We start from the raw sequence: 14,838 nt of genomic DNA, 5'->3' as shown, positions 1-14,838 counted from the left end.
CACGCGCTCCCGGCCGCCGCCGGGTTCCGGCGCCCACCGCCGAGATCGGCGATCTCGGCGGCATCGCCCCCAGGGAGCGCCGAGATCGGCGATCTCGCCGGGAACGCGCCAACGACCGGAACGGAGCTGCCGACCGCGGCCCGCGGAGGTTGCCGGCGTCTCCCCGGTGCTACCAACGCCCGCAGGGTGCCCGCGGGACGCACCCGGTTCGGAGGGCGGGCGTGGCGGTGCTGCTGGCGCTGGGCAGCGCGGTGGTCTACGGGATGGCCGACTTCTGCGGCGGGCTGGCCACCCGGCGGGCGACCGCGTTCGCCGTCGTCGCGCTCTCCCAGACGGTGGGGCTGTTCGTGCTGGTGCTCCTGCTCCCGTGGCTGAGCGGGGCGCCGGCGGGCGCGGACCTGCTCTGGGGCGCGGCGGCCGGCGTGGCCGGGGCGGCGGGTCTGGTCCTCTTCTACCGCGCGCTGGCCGGGGGCGTGATGAGCGTCGTCGCGCCGGTGACGGCGGTGTCGGCGGCCGCCGTCCCGGTCGTCGTCGGGATCGGCCTCGGCGAGCGGCTGGCCTGGTGGGCCGTCGTGGGCATCGGCCTGGCGCTGGTCGCCGTCGTCCTCGTGGCCGCCGAGGACGGGCTGTCCTCGCTCCGCTCGGCCCGCGCGGCCGGCCTGCTGCCGGCGCTGGCCGCCGGCACCGGGTTCGGCGTGTTCTTCGTGCTCCTGGACCGGACCCGCGAGGCGGCCGGGCTCAGCCCGCTGGTCGGCGCCCGCGTGGTGTCGGTGTCCCTGGTCGTCGTGCTGGCGCTGACGGCCGGTCGCTCGCTGCGGGTGCCGCGCGCCACGCTGCCGGTCGTGCTGCTGGCCGGGGTCGCGGACATGGCGGCCAACGCGCTGTTCCTGCTGGCCACCCAGCAGGGGCAGCTGGCGATCACCGGCGTGCTGGCCTCGCTGTACCCGGTGAGCACCGTCGTCCTGGCCCAGGTGGTGCTGCACGAGCGGCTGGCCGGCACGCAGGTGGCCGGCCTGGCCACGTCCGGCGCCGCCGTCGTGCTCATCTCGCTGCCTGGCTGACCTCCCCCGATGGGGGGGCGCACGGCGGATCGGCTCAGGCCCGACCCGGTCGCCGCCGATGCTGTCGACGTGACCCTGTCCTCCCCTCCGACCGCCGTCGACGAGGTGCTGCGCGGCCGCGGCATCCGCAGCGTCTTCCAGCCGATCGTCGAGCTCGACAGCGGCCGGGTGGTCGCCTACGAGGCGCTGGCCCGCGGGCCGGAGGGGCCGCTGGAGCAACCCGACGACCTCTTCGCTGCCGCCCGCGCCGCCGGCCGGCTGGCCGAGCTGGACGCCGCCTGCCGGACCGCGGCGCTGCAGGGCGCGCTCGAGCAGGGCCTCACCGCCCCGCTGACGCTGTTCGTCAACGTCGAGCCCGAGGTGCTCGACCGCGCGCCGATGGAGGAGTTGCTCGCGATCGCCTCGGCCGCGCCCGGCGACCTGCGGGTGGTCCTGGAGATCACCGAGCGGGCGCTGGCCACCCGGCCGGCGGAGCTGCTGCGCACCGTCGAGCGGGTACGCGCCGTGGGCTGGGGCGTGGCGGTGGACGACGTCGGCGCGGAGCCGCTGTCGCTGGCGTTCATGCCGCTGCTGCGCCCGGACGTCGTCAAGCTGGACCTCCGGCTGGTCCAGCAGCGACCCGGCCCGGCGATCGCCGAGATCATGAACGCGGTGAACGCGCACGCCGAGCGCACCGGCGCGCTGGTGCTCGCCGAGGGCATCGAGGACGCCGCCCACCTGCGCACGGCCCGGGCGCTGGGGGCGACGCTCGGCCAGGGCTGGCTGTTCGGCCGCCCCGGCCCCGGCCCGGTCGCGGGCGCGGCCACCGGGGCCCTGGCGCTGCCCTCCCAGCGACCGGACACCCTCACCCGGGACGCCGCAGTATCACCCTTCGCGTGCCTGCCGGCGGCCGTTCCCCTGAGGGAGGCCCCGAAGGCACTGCTGATCGAGCTGTCCAAGCAGCTGGAGCGCGAGGCGCTGCGACTGGGGCCGGCATCGGTCGTCGCTGCGACGTTCCAGGAGGCGCGGCACCTCACGCCGGCGACCGCGCTGCGCTACCGGGACCTGGTCGAGCGGACCGGCTTCGTGTGCGCGCTGGGCGTGGACCTGCCGGTGGAGCCCCTGCCCGGCCTGCGCGGCGCGGCGCTCGACCCGGCCGACCCGGTCCGCGGCGAGTGGGACGTCGCCGTCCTGGGCCCGCACTTCGCCGCCGCGCTGCTGGCCCGCGACCTCGGGGACGACGGTCCCGACGACGAGCGGCGGTTCGCCTACGCCCTCACTTACGACCGCGACACCGTCGTCCGGGCGACCGCGGCGCTGCTGGCCCGGGTGGCACCCCGCAGCGGCCCGCTGCCCGCTCCGGCGGCCCCTGCTCCCGCGCCCGCCGTCCCGGCGGCTCCCGCTGTCGCGCCCGCCGTCCCGGCGGCTCCGCCGGCCGGTGAGGCGCTGCTGCGCCACGCGCTGGCCGCCACGCCCACCGGGGTGGTGATCGTCGACGTCCAGCAGCCCGACCAGCCGCTGGTGTACGTCAACCCGGCGTTCGAGCGGCTGGCCGGCCTGCCCCGCGAGCGGCTGCTGGGCCGCAACTGCCGGTTCCTGCAGGGCCCGGACACCGACCCGGCCGCGGTCGCCACTGTCCGCCGGGCGGTGGAGGCGGGCGAGGAGGTCCGCGTGACGCTGCTCAACCACCGCGGCCCCGAGCGCACCCCGTGGTGGAACGAGCTGCACCTGGCCCCGGTGCACGGGCCCGACGGCGCGGTGGCGCGCTACATCGGGGTGCAGGTCGACGTCACCACGCGGGTGGAGACCGAACGGGCGCTGGCCCGGGAGCGCGACCGCGCCTCGGGGCTCCGGGCCCGCATCGAGGAGCTGGCCGGCACCGACGCGGTGACCGGGCTGCCCGACCGGCGGCGCGTGACCGAGGAGGTGGAGACGGCGCTCTGGAGCGCCCGGGCGGGCGACGACGCGCTCGCCCTGCTGCTCATCGACGTCGACGGGGTCATCGCGGCCAACGGCCTGTACGGCCACGACGCCGGCGACGACCTGCTGTGCGCGGTCGCCGACCGGGTGCGGGGCGTGCTGCGCCGCCGCGACCTGGTGGGGCGGCTCGGTGGCCACGAGCTGGTCGTGGCGCTGCGCGAGCTGGACCCGCGCTCCGCCGGCGCGGAGGCGCGCCGGATCGCCGCCGAACTGCTGCAGGCCGTGTGGAGCCCGGTGCGCCTGACCGACGCGGAGCTGCCGGCCGGGGTGCGGGTGGGCGTGAGCGTCTTCCCGGACGACGGCACGGACTTCGCGGAGCTGCTCCAGGCCGCCGCCCTGCGCCGGTTCGAGCGGCCCGCCGCGGCGAAGCGCTGAGTGCGGCCCCGTCCTTCCCGTGTGAAAGGACGCGGAGGACGGGTTCCTCCTACTGGGCGAGCTGGGTGGTGTAGAGGCAGATCGCCGCGGCGGCGGCCAGGTTCAGGCTCTCGGCCCGCCCACGCATCGGGATGCGCACCCGGGCGTCGGCCAGGGCGGCCAGCTCCGCGGGCACACCGCGCGCCTCGTTGCCGAACAGCCACACCACCGGCCCGGCGAGGCGGTCGGCGAGCTCGGGCAGGGCCGCCTCCCCTCCGCCGTCGGCAGCGAGGACGGTGGCGCCGACGGCCTGCAGCCGGGGCAGCAGCTCCGGCAGCGGGGCCCCGCGGACGACGTCGACGTGGAAGACGCTCCCCGCGCTGGACCGCACCGCCTTGCCGCCGTACGGGTCGGCCGAGCCCGCGCCGAAGACCACCGCGCCGGCGCCGCAGGCGTCCGCGGTGCGCAGCACCGTGCCGGCGTTGCCTGGGTCGGCGAGCTCGGCCAGGACGACGGTCAGCCGCGGCGGCGCGGCGACGAGGGCGTCGGCCGGCACGTCCCGCAGCGCGCAGACGGCGACCAGCCCCTGGGGGGTCACCGTCTCCGACAGCGAGGCGGCGGCCTTCTCCGTCACCGGCCGCACCGGCACCGTCGTCGCGGCGAGCAGGTCCGCCGACGCCGCGGCCGCGGCCGCCGTGACGAACACCTCGCGCACCCCGGCCGGGTCGGCCAGCGCCTCCGCGACCGCCTGGCGCCCCTCGGCGAGGAACAGGCCGGCGGCGTCGCGGCCGGCCCGCCGGGTGAGCTTGCGCGCGGCCACGATCCGCGCCGAGCGCTCGGTCAGCGGTTCGGTCACCGTTGCGTCGTCCTCTCCTCTCGCCGAGATCGGCGATCTCGGCGGCATCAGCGCCTGACCGCGTCCAGATCACCGATCTCGTCGTCCGGTACCGGCCACCGACACGGCGACGCCGCCGGCGCCGGCCCGCGAGGGCCGGTCACCGACGGCGTCGGACGTGCTGCGCCTGGCTCAGGCGGCGGCGGTGCCGGTCGCGTCGCCCGCCGGGGCGGCGGCGACCGCGGCGCGCGCGGTCTCCACCAGGGCGGCGAAGGCGGCCGGCTCGTTGACGGCCAGCTCGGCCAGGACACGACGGTCCAGCTCGATGCCGGCCAGCTTCAGGCCCTGCATGAACCGGTTGTAGGTCATGTCGTTCTGGCGGGCCGCGGCGTTGATGCGGGTGATCCACAGCTTGCGGAAGTCACCCTTGCGCACCTTGCGGTCGCGGTAGTTGTAGGTGGCCGAGTGGAGGATCTGCTCCTTGGCCTTGCGGTAGAGCCGGGACCGCTGGCCCCGGTAGCCGCTGGCGGCCTCGAGGGTCGTCCGGCGCTTCTTCTGGGCGTTGACCGCCCGCTTCACGCGTGCCACGTGAGTGCTCCTGTCTTCTCGTTACGGAGGGCGCTCAGCGGCCCAGCAGCTTCTTCATCCGGGGCGAGTCGGCCGGGGAGAGGACACCGATGCCGCTCACCCGCCGCTTGCGCCCGGACGACTTCACCTCGAACTTGTGCTGGTTGTTCGTGTGCTCGCGCACGAGCTTCCCGGAGCCCGTCACGCGCACGCGCTTCGCCGTGCCCTTGTGGGTCTTCTGCTTCGGCATGTCCTCGGTCCTCGTTCGTGGTTGTCGGCGCCGCGCGGCAGCACGGAGCTGCCGCGACGGCGCCGGCCGTCTCGGTGGTGCGGTCCTGCGGTGCGCCGCTCAGGCCGGAGGGGCCTGCTCCTCGGCGGCGTGCTTCTCCGCCTTCGCGTGGCGTCGCGAGGCGTCGGTGGCCGCCTGGTTCCGGTGCGGGGCGATCACCATGACCATGTTCCGGCCGTCCTGCTTCGGGTTGGACTCGACGACGCCCAGCTCGGCGACGTCGGCGGCCAGCCGCTGCAGCAGCCGGTAGCCCATCTCGGGCCGGGACTGCTCGCGGCCGCGGAACATGACGGTGATCTTGACCTTGTCGCCGCCCTTGAGGAAGCGCTCGACGTGGCCCTTCTTGGTCTCGTAGTCGTGCGGGTCGATCTTGAGGCGCAGCCGCATCTCCTTGATGACGGTGAGCGCCTGGTTCCGCCGGGCCTCGCGGGCCTTCTGGGCGGACTCGTACTTGAACTTCCCGTAGTCCATGAGCTTGGCGACGGGCGGCCGGGCCATGGGCGCGACCTCGACGAGATCGAGCTCGGAGTCCTGGGCCAGGCGCAGCGCCTCGCCGATCGACACGATGCCGACCTGCTCGCCCTCCGGACCGACGAGGCGGACCTCGGGGACGCGGATACGGTCGTTGATGCGGGGCTCGGTGATGGCCTCTCCTCTGCTGTTGCACGGGAGGAGTCGCACCCGGCCGGATGCCGGAGAAGACGAAGGCCCCGCGAGCGGCTGCTCACGGGGCCCACTCTCCGGGGTGCACGAGCCGTCGGCTCGCGCGCGCCGCGGCCGATCGGCCGGTGGCCGGTCTGCCGCGATCCGGGGACCTGGGCGCCTCGACGGCGCCAGGTGGGAGCGGGCTCCTCTTGGTCAGCGGCCCGGGGCGGGGCCGCTGGGTGGTTCGCGCGCCTCGGTGTAGCGGGGAGGCTCGCCCATGCTACAGCGTCGGAGCGGGCGTGGGGATTCCCGGGTCAGCCCCGCGGCGTCTGCGGCCGTTCCCGGGGGTCGTGCAGCAGGGGTGGGGGCGCCGGCTCCGCGGCCCGCGCGGCGGCCAGCAGGGCCCGCAGGCCCTCGACAGCCTCGGCCGCCCGCTCGCCGTCGGCGGCCTGCAGCGCGAGGACGGCGAACTCGTCGTCGTTGCGCAGCAGCAGGGTGGCCCACTTGAACCTCTCGTCGAACCGGACCGCCTGCACCGCCGTCCACGGCAGGTGCCGCTGGCCGAACAGGTTGCGCACCCGGATGCCGTCGGCGTCGGCGTCCACCCGGGGGCGCCCGAGGGCGAGGACCCCGGCGGCGAGCACCAACCCCAGCAGGACCACCGCGACCTGGTCGGCCGTCGTGTAGGTGACGACGCCGGTGGTGTCGTCCTGCAGCGTCAACCCGACGTAGGTCAGGACGGCGGCCACCACGACGGCGACGACGGCACACAGCAGGCGCCAGCGGCGGGGCACGGCGGAGACGGGAGTCGGGAGCACGCACCGATCCTCCCAGGCGCGGCTGGCAGGGTCCCCGCTCGTGGACCGCGCCGCCCTCGCCGCGCGGGTGCGCGCCGCGTCCCCACGGCTCGGGCGCACCCGGCTGGTCTGCGTCGACGGCCCGGCCGGGTCGGGCAAGACGACGCTCGCCGGCGGCCTGGCCGCCGAACTGGGCGCTCCCGTGGTGCACATGGACGACCTCTACGCCGGCTGGACCCTGACCGGCGCCTTCGCCCGCCTGGCCGCCGGGGTGCTGCGCCCGCTCGCCGAGGGCCGCGCCGGCGCCTTCCACCGCTACGACTGGACGGCCGGCCGGTTCGCGGCGGAGCCGACGGGCGTGCCGGCCGGGCCCGTGCTGGTGGTCGAGGGGTGTGGCAGCACCCCGCGGGCGGTCGACCCCTGGACGACGCTGCGGATCTGGGTGGAGGCTCCGCGGGAGGTGCGGCTGGCCCGCGGCCTGGCCCGGGACGGCGCCGCGTACGAATCGCAGTGGCGGCGCTGGCAGGTCACCGAGGCCGCGACGTTCGCCGCCGAGCGCACCCGGGAGCGGGCCGACGTCCGGATGGACGGCAGCGCCGGACCGGGTCCGGACGGTTAGGCTGACGAGGCGCTGTCACCCGTCCAACCACGGCGGAGTACGCGGCCACCTCCGGATGGGGTGCCTTGCACCAGGACCGTGCACGGGAACTGCCCTTGGCCGACGAGCTCTCGGCCGTCTTCGCCCGCATGTCGGGGCTGCTGCTGTCCGAGGAGACGGTCGCGACCGCGCTCGGGCTGGTCAGCGCGCTCGCGCTCGACACGGTCCCGGGGGCAGTGGGTGCCGGGGTCTCGGTCATCGACGAGCGCGGCCGCCGCAGCTCGGGCTCAACCGACGCCCGGGTGGAGCGGGCCGATGCGCTGCAGTACGAACTGGACGAGGGGCCCTGCCTCGCTGCGACGGCCGGCCGGCAGGTGGTGCGGATCGACGACCTCGCCGTCGACCGCCGCTGGCCCCGGTGGGCCGACGCCGTCGCGGCACTGGGGGTGCGCGCCGTGCTGAGCGCCCCGATGGTCGGCGGGGACCTCGCCCTCGGCGCCGTCAAGGTCTACGCGGACCGCCCCGGGGTCTTCGACGCGCAGAGCGAGCGGCGGCTGTCGATGTTCGGCGCACAGGCGGCGATCCTCGTCGCGAACGTACAGACCCACGAGCGCGCCCTCCGGCTCAGCGAGGGGCTGCGGCAGGCGATCGGCTCCCGCGACGTGGTGAGCACGGCGAAGGGAGTGCTCATGGCGCGGCACCGGGTGACCGAGGAGACCGCCTTCAGCATGCTGGTGGGTCGCTGCGGTGAGGGGGCGGGGACAATGCCGGAGGTCGCCCGCGCGGTGGTCGACTCCGCCGTCCGCCGGCGGCGCTGATGGACGCCCCCCAGCCCACCTCGCCCGAGGAGGAACAGGACCGCGCGCTGCGGGCGGCGTACCAGGTGGCCGACCTGACCCTCGAGCAGCTCTGGACCCGGTACTTCGCCCTCGGCGGCACCGCCGACCTGATGGAGCTCGACGCCCACATCCAGGGGCTGCTGCGCCTGCCGGCGGGCCAGCGCAGCGTCCTCGCGCACGCCCTCAACGAGCGACTCGACGAGTTGTTCACCCAGCGGCGGGTCCCCTACAGCTCGCCCGTGCGCCGGCGCCCACCGGTCAGCGGTCCGTTCGCGGCGCTGCTGCACCTGGTGGAGGCCGCCCGTGCCGCGCCGCCGGACCGGCTGTCCGGCCTCGTCGTGGCGGCGGGGCACGCCATGGGGGTGGAGGTCGCCGTGCACGTGGCCGACCACGAGCAACGCCGGCTGTGCCCGCTCGTGCCGCCGGGCACGCCCACCGGGGAGTCCCTGTGGATCGACGGGACCCTGCCCGGACGGGTCTTCCAGACGGTGCGCCCCCTCCCCTCCGAGGCGAACGGGTTGCCCCGGCTGTGGCTGCCGGTCGTCGACGGAGCCGACCGGATCGGGGTCCTCGAGGTCCGCGTGACCGCCGCCGAGGACCTGTACGACCCGGCGCTGCGCCAGGAGTGCCGGTGGCTGGCCTCCATCGTCGGGCACCTCGTGGCGGGCATGGGGCAGTACGGCGACGCCCTCGAGCGGGCCCGGCGCAGCCGCCCTCGGGCGCCGTCGGCGGAGCTGCTGTGGCAGCAACTGCCCCCGCTGACCGCGGCCAGTGACGCCTTCGTGCTCGCCGGCCTGCTGGAACCGGCCTACGAGGTGGGCGGGGACGCCTTCGACTACTCGCTGTCCGAGAACACCGTCTCGCTGGCGGTCCTCGACGCGATGGGCCACGGCCTCCCGGCCGGCCTGCTGGCCAGCGCGGCACTGGCCGCCTACCGCAGCGCCCGACGGGACGGCCGGGGTGTCTTCGAGCAGGCCCGGGCCATCGACGAGGTGATCGCCGCGACGTTCCGGGACAGTGCGTTCTCCACCGGGGTGCTGGCGGAGCTGGACGTGGGCTCGGGACGGCTGCGCTACGTCAACGCCGGTCACCCCCCGCCCCTGCTGCTGCGCGGGGGGAAGGTCGTCAAGCACCTGTCCGGCGGCCGCCGGGTCCCCTTCGGGCTCGGGACGGGCGTGCTCACCGTCGCCGAGGAGTTCCTGCAGCCGGGTGACTGGCTGGCGCTGTACACCGACGGCGTCACCGAGGCACGGGACGCCGCCGGCGCGTGGTTCGGCGAGGAGCGGCTCGAGGACTTCCTCGTCCGGGAGATGGCCGCCGACCACCCTCCGCCGGAGACCGCCCGGCGCCTGGTGCGCGCCGTCCTCGACCACCAGGACGGGTTGCTGCAGGACGACGCCAGCGTCCTGCTGGCCTCCTGGGTGCGCGCACCGGACTGAACCGGCCCGCGCGCCGTCGTCCCGGGGGCGTCACGTGCCCGCAACACGGACGACGCACCATGGGGAGGTGACGGACATCCTGACCGTGCCCGAGGCCACCGGCGAGCCGTTGCCGCTGGCCGGCTACACCGTCGCGGTCACCGCCGCCCGCCGCCGCGAGGAGCTCGGCGTGCTGCTGGCCCGCCGTGGCGCCCGCGTCGTCTACGCCCCGGCGATCCGGATCGTCCCGCTGGCCGACGACGCCGAGCTGGTCGCCGCCACCCGCCGGGTGCTGGAGCGGCCGGTCGACCTCGTCGTCGCCACGACCGGGGTGGGGTTCCGGGGCTGGCTGGAGGCAGCCGACGCCTGGGACCTGCCGCTGGTGGACCACCTGCGAGGCGCCCGCGTGCTGGCCCGCGGCCCGAAGGCCCGCGGCGCCATCCGCGGCGGTGGGCTGGTGGACGCCTGGTCACCGGCGTCGGAGTCGTCGGCGGAGGTGCTGGAGCACCTGCTGTCGGGCGCGGAGGGGCCGCTGGCCGGCCGCCGGGTCGCCGTCCAGCTGCACGGCGACCCGCTGCCGGACTTCGTCGAGGCGCTGCGGGCCACCGGCGCGGAGGTGCTGCCCGTGCCGGTGTACCGCTGGGTGCTGCCCGAGGACGTCGCCCCGGTGCGCCGGCTGGTCGGCACGGTCGTGGCCCGCGGCGTGGACGCGGTGACGTTCACCAGCGCCCCGGCCGCGGCCAGCCTGCTGACGGTCGCCGACGAGCTCGGGCAGCGCCAGGAGCTGGTGTCCGCGTTCACCGGCGGGGTCCTCGCCGTGGCGGTGGGCCCGGTGACCGCGGCGCCGCTGGACGCGGCGGGCATCCCCTCGGCACAGCCGGAGCGCTCGCGGCTGGGCGCGCTGGCCCGCGAGGTGGTGGCCCGGCTGCCCGAGCGGGACCCGCTGCTGCGGGTGGGTGGGCACGACCTGCAGGTACGCGGGCACGCGGCGGTGGTCGACGGCCGGGTGGTGGAGCTGGCGCCCGGGCCGATGGCGGTGCTGCGGGCGCTGGCCGCGCGGCCGGGCGCCGTGCTGTCCCGCCCGGAGCTGGTGCAGGGCCTGGCCGGTGGCGGGGACGGCCACGCGGTCGAGATGGCGGTGACCCGGCTGCGGGCCGCGCTGGGTGCCCCGCTGGTGGAGACCGTCGTGAAGCGCGGTTACCGGCTTCGGGTCTGACGCCTCCCCCGATGATCATGGGGGCGAGGGGACTTGCGGTCGATCAGGGGCCCGACGGCGGGCCGGGGCTCAGACGCCGGCCATGGGGGCGCGGGGCCGCAGGTAGACCGCCCAGGTCACGACCAGGCAGGCGACGTAGAAGGCGATGAACACCAGGTACGCCGAGTCGCCGGTGCCCGTGGTGAGGAACGACTGCCGGAAGGCGAGGTTCACCAGCACCCCGCCGAACGCGCCGACCGCGCCGGCGATGCCGATGAGCGCACCGGACATCCGCAGCGCGCGCCGGTCCGCGGCCGCGGGGTCGCCGCCCGCGGCCAGCTGCTGCCGGGCCTGGGTGCGGAAGATCGCCGGGATCATCTTGTAGGTCGAGCCGTTGCCGACCCCGCTGAGCACGAACAGCGCCACGAAGCCGACGACGAACAGCGGCAGGGAGCCCAGCCGGCTCGCCGTCCACACGGTCGCGGCGCCGGCGGCCATCGCCCCGAAGGTCCAGAACGTGATGCGCGCGCCGCCGAAGCGGTCGGCCAGCGAGCCGCCGAGCGGGCGGATCGCCGAGCCGAGCAGCGGCCCCAGCCAGGTCAGCGACGCCGCGGCCAGCGGGGTGCCGAAGGAGCCGGTGAACTGGTTCTGCAGCACCTGGCCGAAGGCGAACCCGAAGCCGATGAACGAGCCGAAGGTGCCGATGTAGAGGAACGACATGATCCAGGTGTGCCGCTCGCGGGTCGCCTCGCGCATGGCCCGCGGCTGGTTGCGCGCCGTCGTCAGGTTGTCCATGACCAGCGCCGCACCGACCGCGGCGGCGACGATCAGCGGGATGTAGACCAGCAAGACCAGCCGGGGGTGCTGCACCCCGGCCGTCGCCAGCACGAGCAGGCCGACGAGCTGGACCACCGGGACGCCGAGGTTGCCGCCGCCGGCGTTGAGGCCCAGCGCCCAGCCCTTGAGCCGGTCGGGGTAGAAGGCGTTGATGTTCGCCATCGAGCTGGCGAAGTTGCCCCCGCCGACGCCGGCCAGGCAGCTCACGACCAGCAGCGTCGAGTACGAGACGCCGGGTTCGAGGACGACGGCGGTGGCGATCGTCGGCACCAGCAGCAGCGAGGCGCTGACGATCGTCCAGTTCCGCCCGCCGAACGTGGCGACGGCGAAGGTGTAGGGCAACCGCACGAACGCCCCCAGCGCCGTCGGCAGCGTGGTGAGCAGGAACTTGCCGGCCGGGTCGATCCCGTAGACGCCCTCCGGCAGGAAGAGGACCAGCACCGACCACAGGCTCCAGATCGAGAAACCCACGTGCTCGGAGAAGACGGAGAGGAACAGGTTGCGGCGGGCGACCCCCCGGCCGGTGGACTCCCAGAAGGCGGGGTCCTCGGGGCGCCAGTCGTCGATCCACTGCCCGGATCGGCGGGGTGGCGCGGTGACCGGCGTCGGCGGGGCGGCCGGCGGCGTCGTGGACGGGGCTGCGGAGGCGGGGGCGGCCATGGCACGGAACGCTGACGGCCCGGCGTTCCCCGTCCGTTGCCGCGGCGATGAACCCGTGTTCCGTTGTGCTCACCGTCGCTGACCCGCTGTGGTGAGGCCGGGCGTCCACCGGGTGCACGGGCGGCCCCGGACCGGCGAGGATCACCGGTGTGACCGCCACCGAGGACTCCCCCGCCACCGGCCGCGCGCTGCTCGAGGCCGGCGCGGTGGTCGCCGGCTCGATGAGCCGGGCCGCCGCCGCGGTGGTGTTCCCCGGGGCCGGACCGGCCCCGGCCGTGCGCCTGGACGACCGGCTGGCCGGCTGCCTGCGGACGGCGGCCGAGGAGGCCACCGCCCTGCCGCTGCTCCGCGAGCGGGCGCGGGCCGGCGCCGTCCTGGCCTTCGCGGTGGAGCACGCCGCGTCCCTGTCCCGCGCCGGCCGCCCGGTCCGGGACGACGACTTCTTCACGCCCCGCGCCGGGCGCCGCTCCGCCGCCGACGAGGTCACCGAGGCCGTCGTCGCCGCCGCCCGCGTCTCCGTCGAGGAGCGGCGGGTGCGGCACCTGGGCTACCTGCTGGCCGAGGTGGCCGCCTCCCCCGACCTCGACGCCGCACTGGTCGACCGCGCGCTGCGGGGAGCCGCCGGGCTCTCCTGGCGGCAGCTGGCCGTGCTGGCCGGGGTCGGCCGACGGGACCGCGCGCCGCTGCCGATGACCCCGCTGCCCGACGACCCGAGGGCCTGGACCGCGTGGGCCGCCCGCGAGGACCTCACCGACCTGCAGCGCGCCGGCCTGCTCGACCCGCCGCCGGCCCAGCCCCGCCCCGGTGGCGCGGCCCTCCCCCGCCTGCGTCCGGCCGACCTGAGACTGACCCGGCGCGGCGTGCTGGTGCACCGGCTGCTGGCGCTGGGCTTCGTCCGGGACGACGACGTCGCCGCCGTGCTGGCCGAGCTGGCGCCGCCCGCCTGAGCCGAGGTCAGTCCGGTAGCCGGGCGTAGGCACGCACCGGGAAGGTGCCGAGTCCGGAGAAGCGCGGCGGGGCCGCGGTGAAGCGGGCGCCGGTGTCCGGTACGAGGTCCAGGCCCGTGAGGTGCTCGACGATCGGGATGCCGGCCGCCAGCAGCAGGGTGTGCACCGGCCGCTCGCCGCGCTCGACGATCTCGTCGATGTTCACCGCGTCGATGCCGACCAGCGCGGCGCCCTCCGCGGCCAGCCACCGCGCGCCGTCGCCGGTGAGGAAGGGCGCGTCCACGCCGTAGGCCGGCGTCCCGAAGGCGACGTCGCCGCCCGTGTGCAGCAGCACGGCGCACCCGGCGACGGCGTGCCCGCTCAGGTCCTCGACACCGACCGCCCGGCGGCCGGAGCCGGCGGTGTGGACGACGATGGCCGGCAGGTCGGCCAGCTCCTCCAGCGGGAGGCCGGCGAGGTCGGGGCCGTCGGCGTGGCGGTGGAACGGGCTGTCGAGGTACGTGCCGGTGTTGCCCAGCATGCGCACCCAGTCGATGACGAACTCGGTGCCCGGCGCGTACACCTCCCGTGACGTCTCACGGGTCAGGTACGGCGTGACCTCCGGCGCGGGAAGACCGGGATAGGTCACCATCCCGGCGGTGATCACGTGACTGAGTTCCACGAACCGCGCCATGCGGCCAGCCTGCCGCACGCCCCCGGAGCGCGGGTGTGGATCTGCGTCCATGTCGACCGCGTGGAGAGAGCAGGAGCCCGCTGAGGAGGTGCGGACGGGTGCACGCCCGCCTCCGCCCCCGCCGCGGGTGCCCGGACGCACGGGCCCGTTGTCCGCCCCCGCGAGCGCTGCCAGCATGGTCGCCGTGCCCGGCTCCCCAGCCGACGGTCTGGCCCGGCTGGCCGACGGCTACCTGGTCACCCAGCTGCTGCACGTCGCGATCGCCCTGGGCGTCCCCGAGGCGCTGACCGGCGGGCCCCGCGGCGCCGACGACCTCGCGGGCGAGCTGGGAGCCGTGCCGGGCCCCCTGCGCCGGGTGCTGCGGGGACTGGCTGCCGAGGAGGTGCTCGACGAGCTGCCCGACGGCCGGTTCGCCCTCACGGCGACGGGCGAGCTGCTGCTGGCCGGGACGCCCGGCTCGTTGCGCGGCGCGGTGACGGCGCGCGCGGAGCTGTACTACCGGGCCGCGGCAGGCCTGCTCGACGCGGTCCGCACGGGCGACACCCCCTTCGACGTCGTCCACGGCCGGCCGTTCTTCGACCACCTCGCCGCGGCGCCGGAGCGGCTCGCGGCCTTCCGGGCGTCGATGGCCGGCCGCTCCGCCCGCGAGGCGGGGGCGGTGGTCGCCGCCTACGACCTGACCGGCTTCGCCTCCGTGGTCGACGTCGGCGGCGGCAGCGGCACCCTGCTGCGCGCGGTCCTCGAGCGGGTGCCGTCGGCGGACGTGGTCCTGTTCGACCAGCCGGACGTCGTCGCCGGCTCGGACCTGCCCACGGTCGGCGGCGACTTCTTCACCGGGGTGCCCGGCGGCGCGGACGCCTACCTGCTGTCCCGGGTCCTGCACGACTGGGACGACGGCGACGCGCTGCGGGTGCTGCGGAGCTGCCGGGCGGCGATGCGGCCGGACTCCGTCCTGCTCGTGGTGGAGGCGGTGCTCCCCCGGCGCGCCGTCGAGGACCCGGCGGTGGTGCGGATGGACCTGCACATGCTCGTCCTCCTGCACGGCCGGGAGCGCACCGCCGCCGAGTACGCCGCGCTGCTGGAGGAGGCCGGACTGCGCCTCACCGCCGACGTCCCCACCGCCGCGGGTGTCCACGTGCTGGAGGCGCGGCCCCAGGGGTGACG

Annotated in this window: 15 protein-coding genes; 8 read left to right on the top strand and 7 right to left on the bottom strand. The window is 76.4% G+C overall.

Features of this window, described 5'->3' with window-relative positions; genetic code table 11:
* Window positions 1-221 precede the first annotated feature (221 nt).
* Both CRP39_RS05465 and CRP39_RS05460 read left to right on the top strand, forming a co-directional pair.
* Complete coding sequence (locus CRP39_RS05465; protein ID WP_097204967.1) at window positions 222-1,061, top strand: EamA family transporter; 840 nt, start codon at window positions 222-224, stop codon at window positions 1,059-1,061.
* Window positions 1,062-1,130: 69 nt separating this feature from the next.
* The gene (locus CRP39_RS05460) at window positions 1,131-3,395 is read left to right on the top strand and encodes an EAL domain-containing protein (RefSeq protein ID WP_245853595.1); all 2,265 of its coding nucleotides are present in this window, start codon (window positions 1,131-1,133) and stop codon (window positions 3,393-3,395) included.
* Between the two features lie 49 nt (window positions 3,396-3,444).
* Here the strand turns inward: CRP39_RS05460 and CRP39_RS05455 are convergent, their stop codons facing one another.
* The 5 genes from CRP39_RS05455 to CRP39_RS05435 all read right to left on the bottom strand — a co-directional run bounded on the left by CRP39_RS05455 (window position 3,445) and on the right by CRP39_RS05435 (window position 6,528).
* Complete coding sequence (locus CRP39_RS05455) at window positions 3,445-4,230, bottom strand: TrmH family RNA methyltransferase (protein ID WP_245853594.1); 786 nt, start codon at window positions 4,228-4,230, stop codon at window positions 3,445-3,447.
* 171 nt (window positions 4,231-4,401) lie between these two features.
* Window positions 4,402-4,797 (bottom strand): 50S ribosomal protein L20, encoded by a 396-nt coding sequence (gene rplT, locus CRP39_RS05450; protein ID WP_097204962.1) that lies wholly within the window; start codon window positions 4,795-4,797, stop codon window positions 4,402-4,404.
* Window positions 4,798-4,831: 34 nt separating this feature from the next.
* Window positions 4,832-5,026, bottom strand: a complete 195-nt coding sequence (gene rpmI / locus CRP39_RS05445) for a 50S ribosomal protein L35 (RefSeq protein WP_097204960.1) — start codon at window positions 5,024-5,026, stop codon at window positions 4,832-4,834.
* A gap of 99 nt (window positions 5,027-5,125) precedes the next feature.
* Window positions 5,126-5,746, bottom strand: a complete 621-nt coding sequence (gene infC / locus CRP39_RS05440; protein ID WP_097204959.1) for a translation initiation factor IF-3 — start codon at window positions 5,744-5,746, stop codon at window positions 5,126-5,128.
* A gap of 278 nt (window positions 5,747-6,024) precedes the next feature.
* Window positions 6,025-6,528 (bottom strand): PH domain-containing protein, encoded by a 504-nt coding sequence (locus CRP39_RS05435; protein WP_097204958.1) that lies wholly within the window; start codon window positions 6,526-6,528, stop codon window positions 6,025-6,027.
* Window positions 6,529-6,568: 40 nt separating this feature from the next.
* On the opposite strand from CRP39_RS05435, the gene CRP39_RS05430 reads away from it, so the two are divergent.
* The 4 genes from CRP39_RS05430 (at window position 6,569) to CRP39_RS05415 (ending at window position 10,578) form a co-directional block, all read left to right on the top strand.
* Window positions 6,569-7,126: a uridine kinase family protein gene (locus tag CRP39_RS05430; RefSeq protein WP_245853590.1), complete on the top strand. Its 558-nt coding sequence runs from the start codon at window positions 6,569-6,571 to the stop codon at window positions 7,124-7,126.
* 95 nt (window positions 7,127-7,221) lie between these two features.
* Window positions 7,222-7,923, top strand: a complete 702-nt coding sequence (locus CRP39_RS05425; protein ID WP_097204954.1) for a GAF and ANTAR domain-containing protein — start codon at window positions 7,222-7,224, stop codon at window positions 7,921-7,923.
* Entirely contained in the window at window positions 7,923-9,383 is a 1,461-nt protein-coding gene (locus CRP39_RS05420) for a PP2C family protein-serine/threonine phosphatase (protein ID WP_097204953.1), read from the top strand. Before CRP39_RS05425 ends, CRP39_RS05420 begins: the two co-directional genes overlap by 1 nt.
* A gap of 67 nt (window positions 9,384-9,450) precedes the next feature.
* The gene (locus tag CRP39_RS05415) at window positions 9,451-10,578 is read left to right on the top strand and encodes a uroporphyrinogen-III synthase (protein ID WP_216359606.1); all 1,128 of its coding nucleotides are present in this window, start codon (window positions 9,451-9,453) and stop codon (window positions 10,576-10,578) included.
* Between the two features lie 69 nt (window positions 10,579-10,647).
* Here CRP39_RS05415 and CRP39_RS05410 read toward each other — a convergent pair whose 3' ends face one another.
* Window positions 10,648-12,054: a nitrate/nitrite transporter gene (locus CRP39_RS05410; RefSeq protein ID WP_097204951.1), complete on the bottom strand. Its 1,407-nt coding sequence runs from the start codon at window positions 12,052-12,054 to the stop codon at window positions 10,648-10,650.
* A gap of 149 nt (window positions 12,055-12,203) precedes the next feature.
* Here CRP39_RS05410 and CRP39_RS05405 point away from each other — a divergent pair, with 149 nt between their 5' ends.
* Window positions 12,204-13,001, top strand: coding sequence for a hypothetical protein (locus CRP39_RS05405; protein ID WP_097204950.1), 798 nt, complete (start codon window positions 12,204-12,206; stop codon window positions 12,999-13,001).
* A 7-nt stretch (window positions 13,002-13,008) separates the two neighbouring features.
* Here CRP39_RS05405 and CRP39_RS05400 read toward each other — a convergent pair whose 3' ends face one another.
* Window positions 13,009-13,674, bottom strand: a complete 666-nt coding sequence (locus tag CRP39_RS05400; protein WP_097204948.1) for a cyclase family protein — start codon at window positions 13,672-13,674, stop codon at window positions 13,009-13,011.
* A 184-nt stretch (window positions 13,675-13,858) separates the two neighbouring features.
* Here CRP39_RS05400 and CRP39_RS05395 point away from each other — a divergent pair, with 184 nt between their 5' ends.
* Window positions 13,859-14,836, top strand: coding sequence for a methyltransferase (locus tag CRP39_RS05395; protein ID WP_172442289.1), 978 nt, complete (start codon window positions 13,859-13,861; stop codon window positions 14,834-14,836).
* Window positions 14,837-14,838 lie beyond the last annotated feature (2 nt).

Source organism: Geodermatophilus sabuli, from assembly GCF_900215145.1.
Taxonomy (GTDB): Bacteria; Actinomycetota; Actinomycetes; order Mycobacteriales; family Geodermatophilaceae; genus Geodermatophilus; species Geodermatophilus sabuli.
The sequence above is the reverse complement of the archived record's forward strand: the minus strand, read 5'-3'. Positions and strand labels throughout refer to the sequence as shown.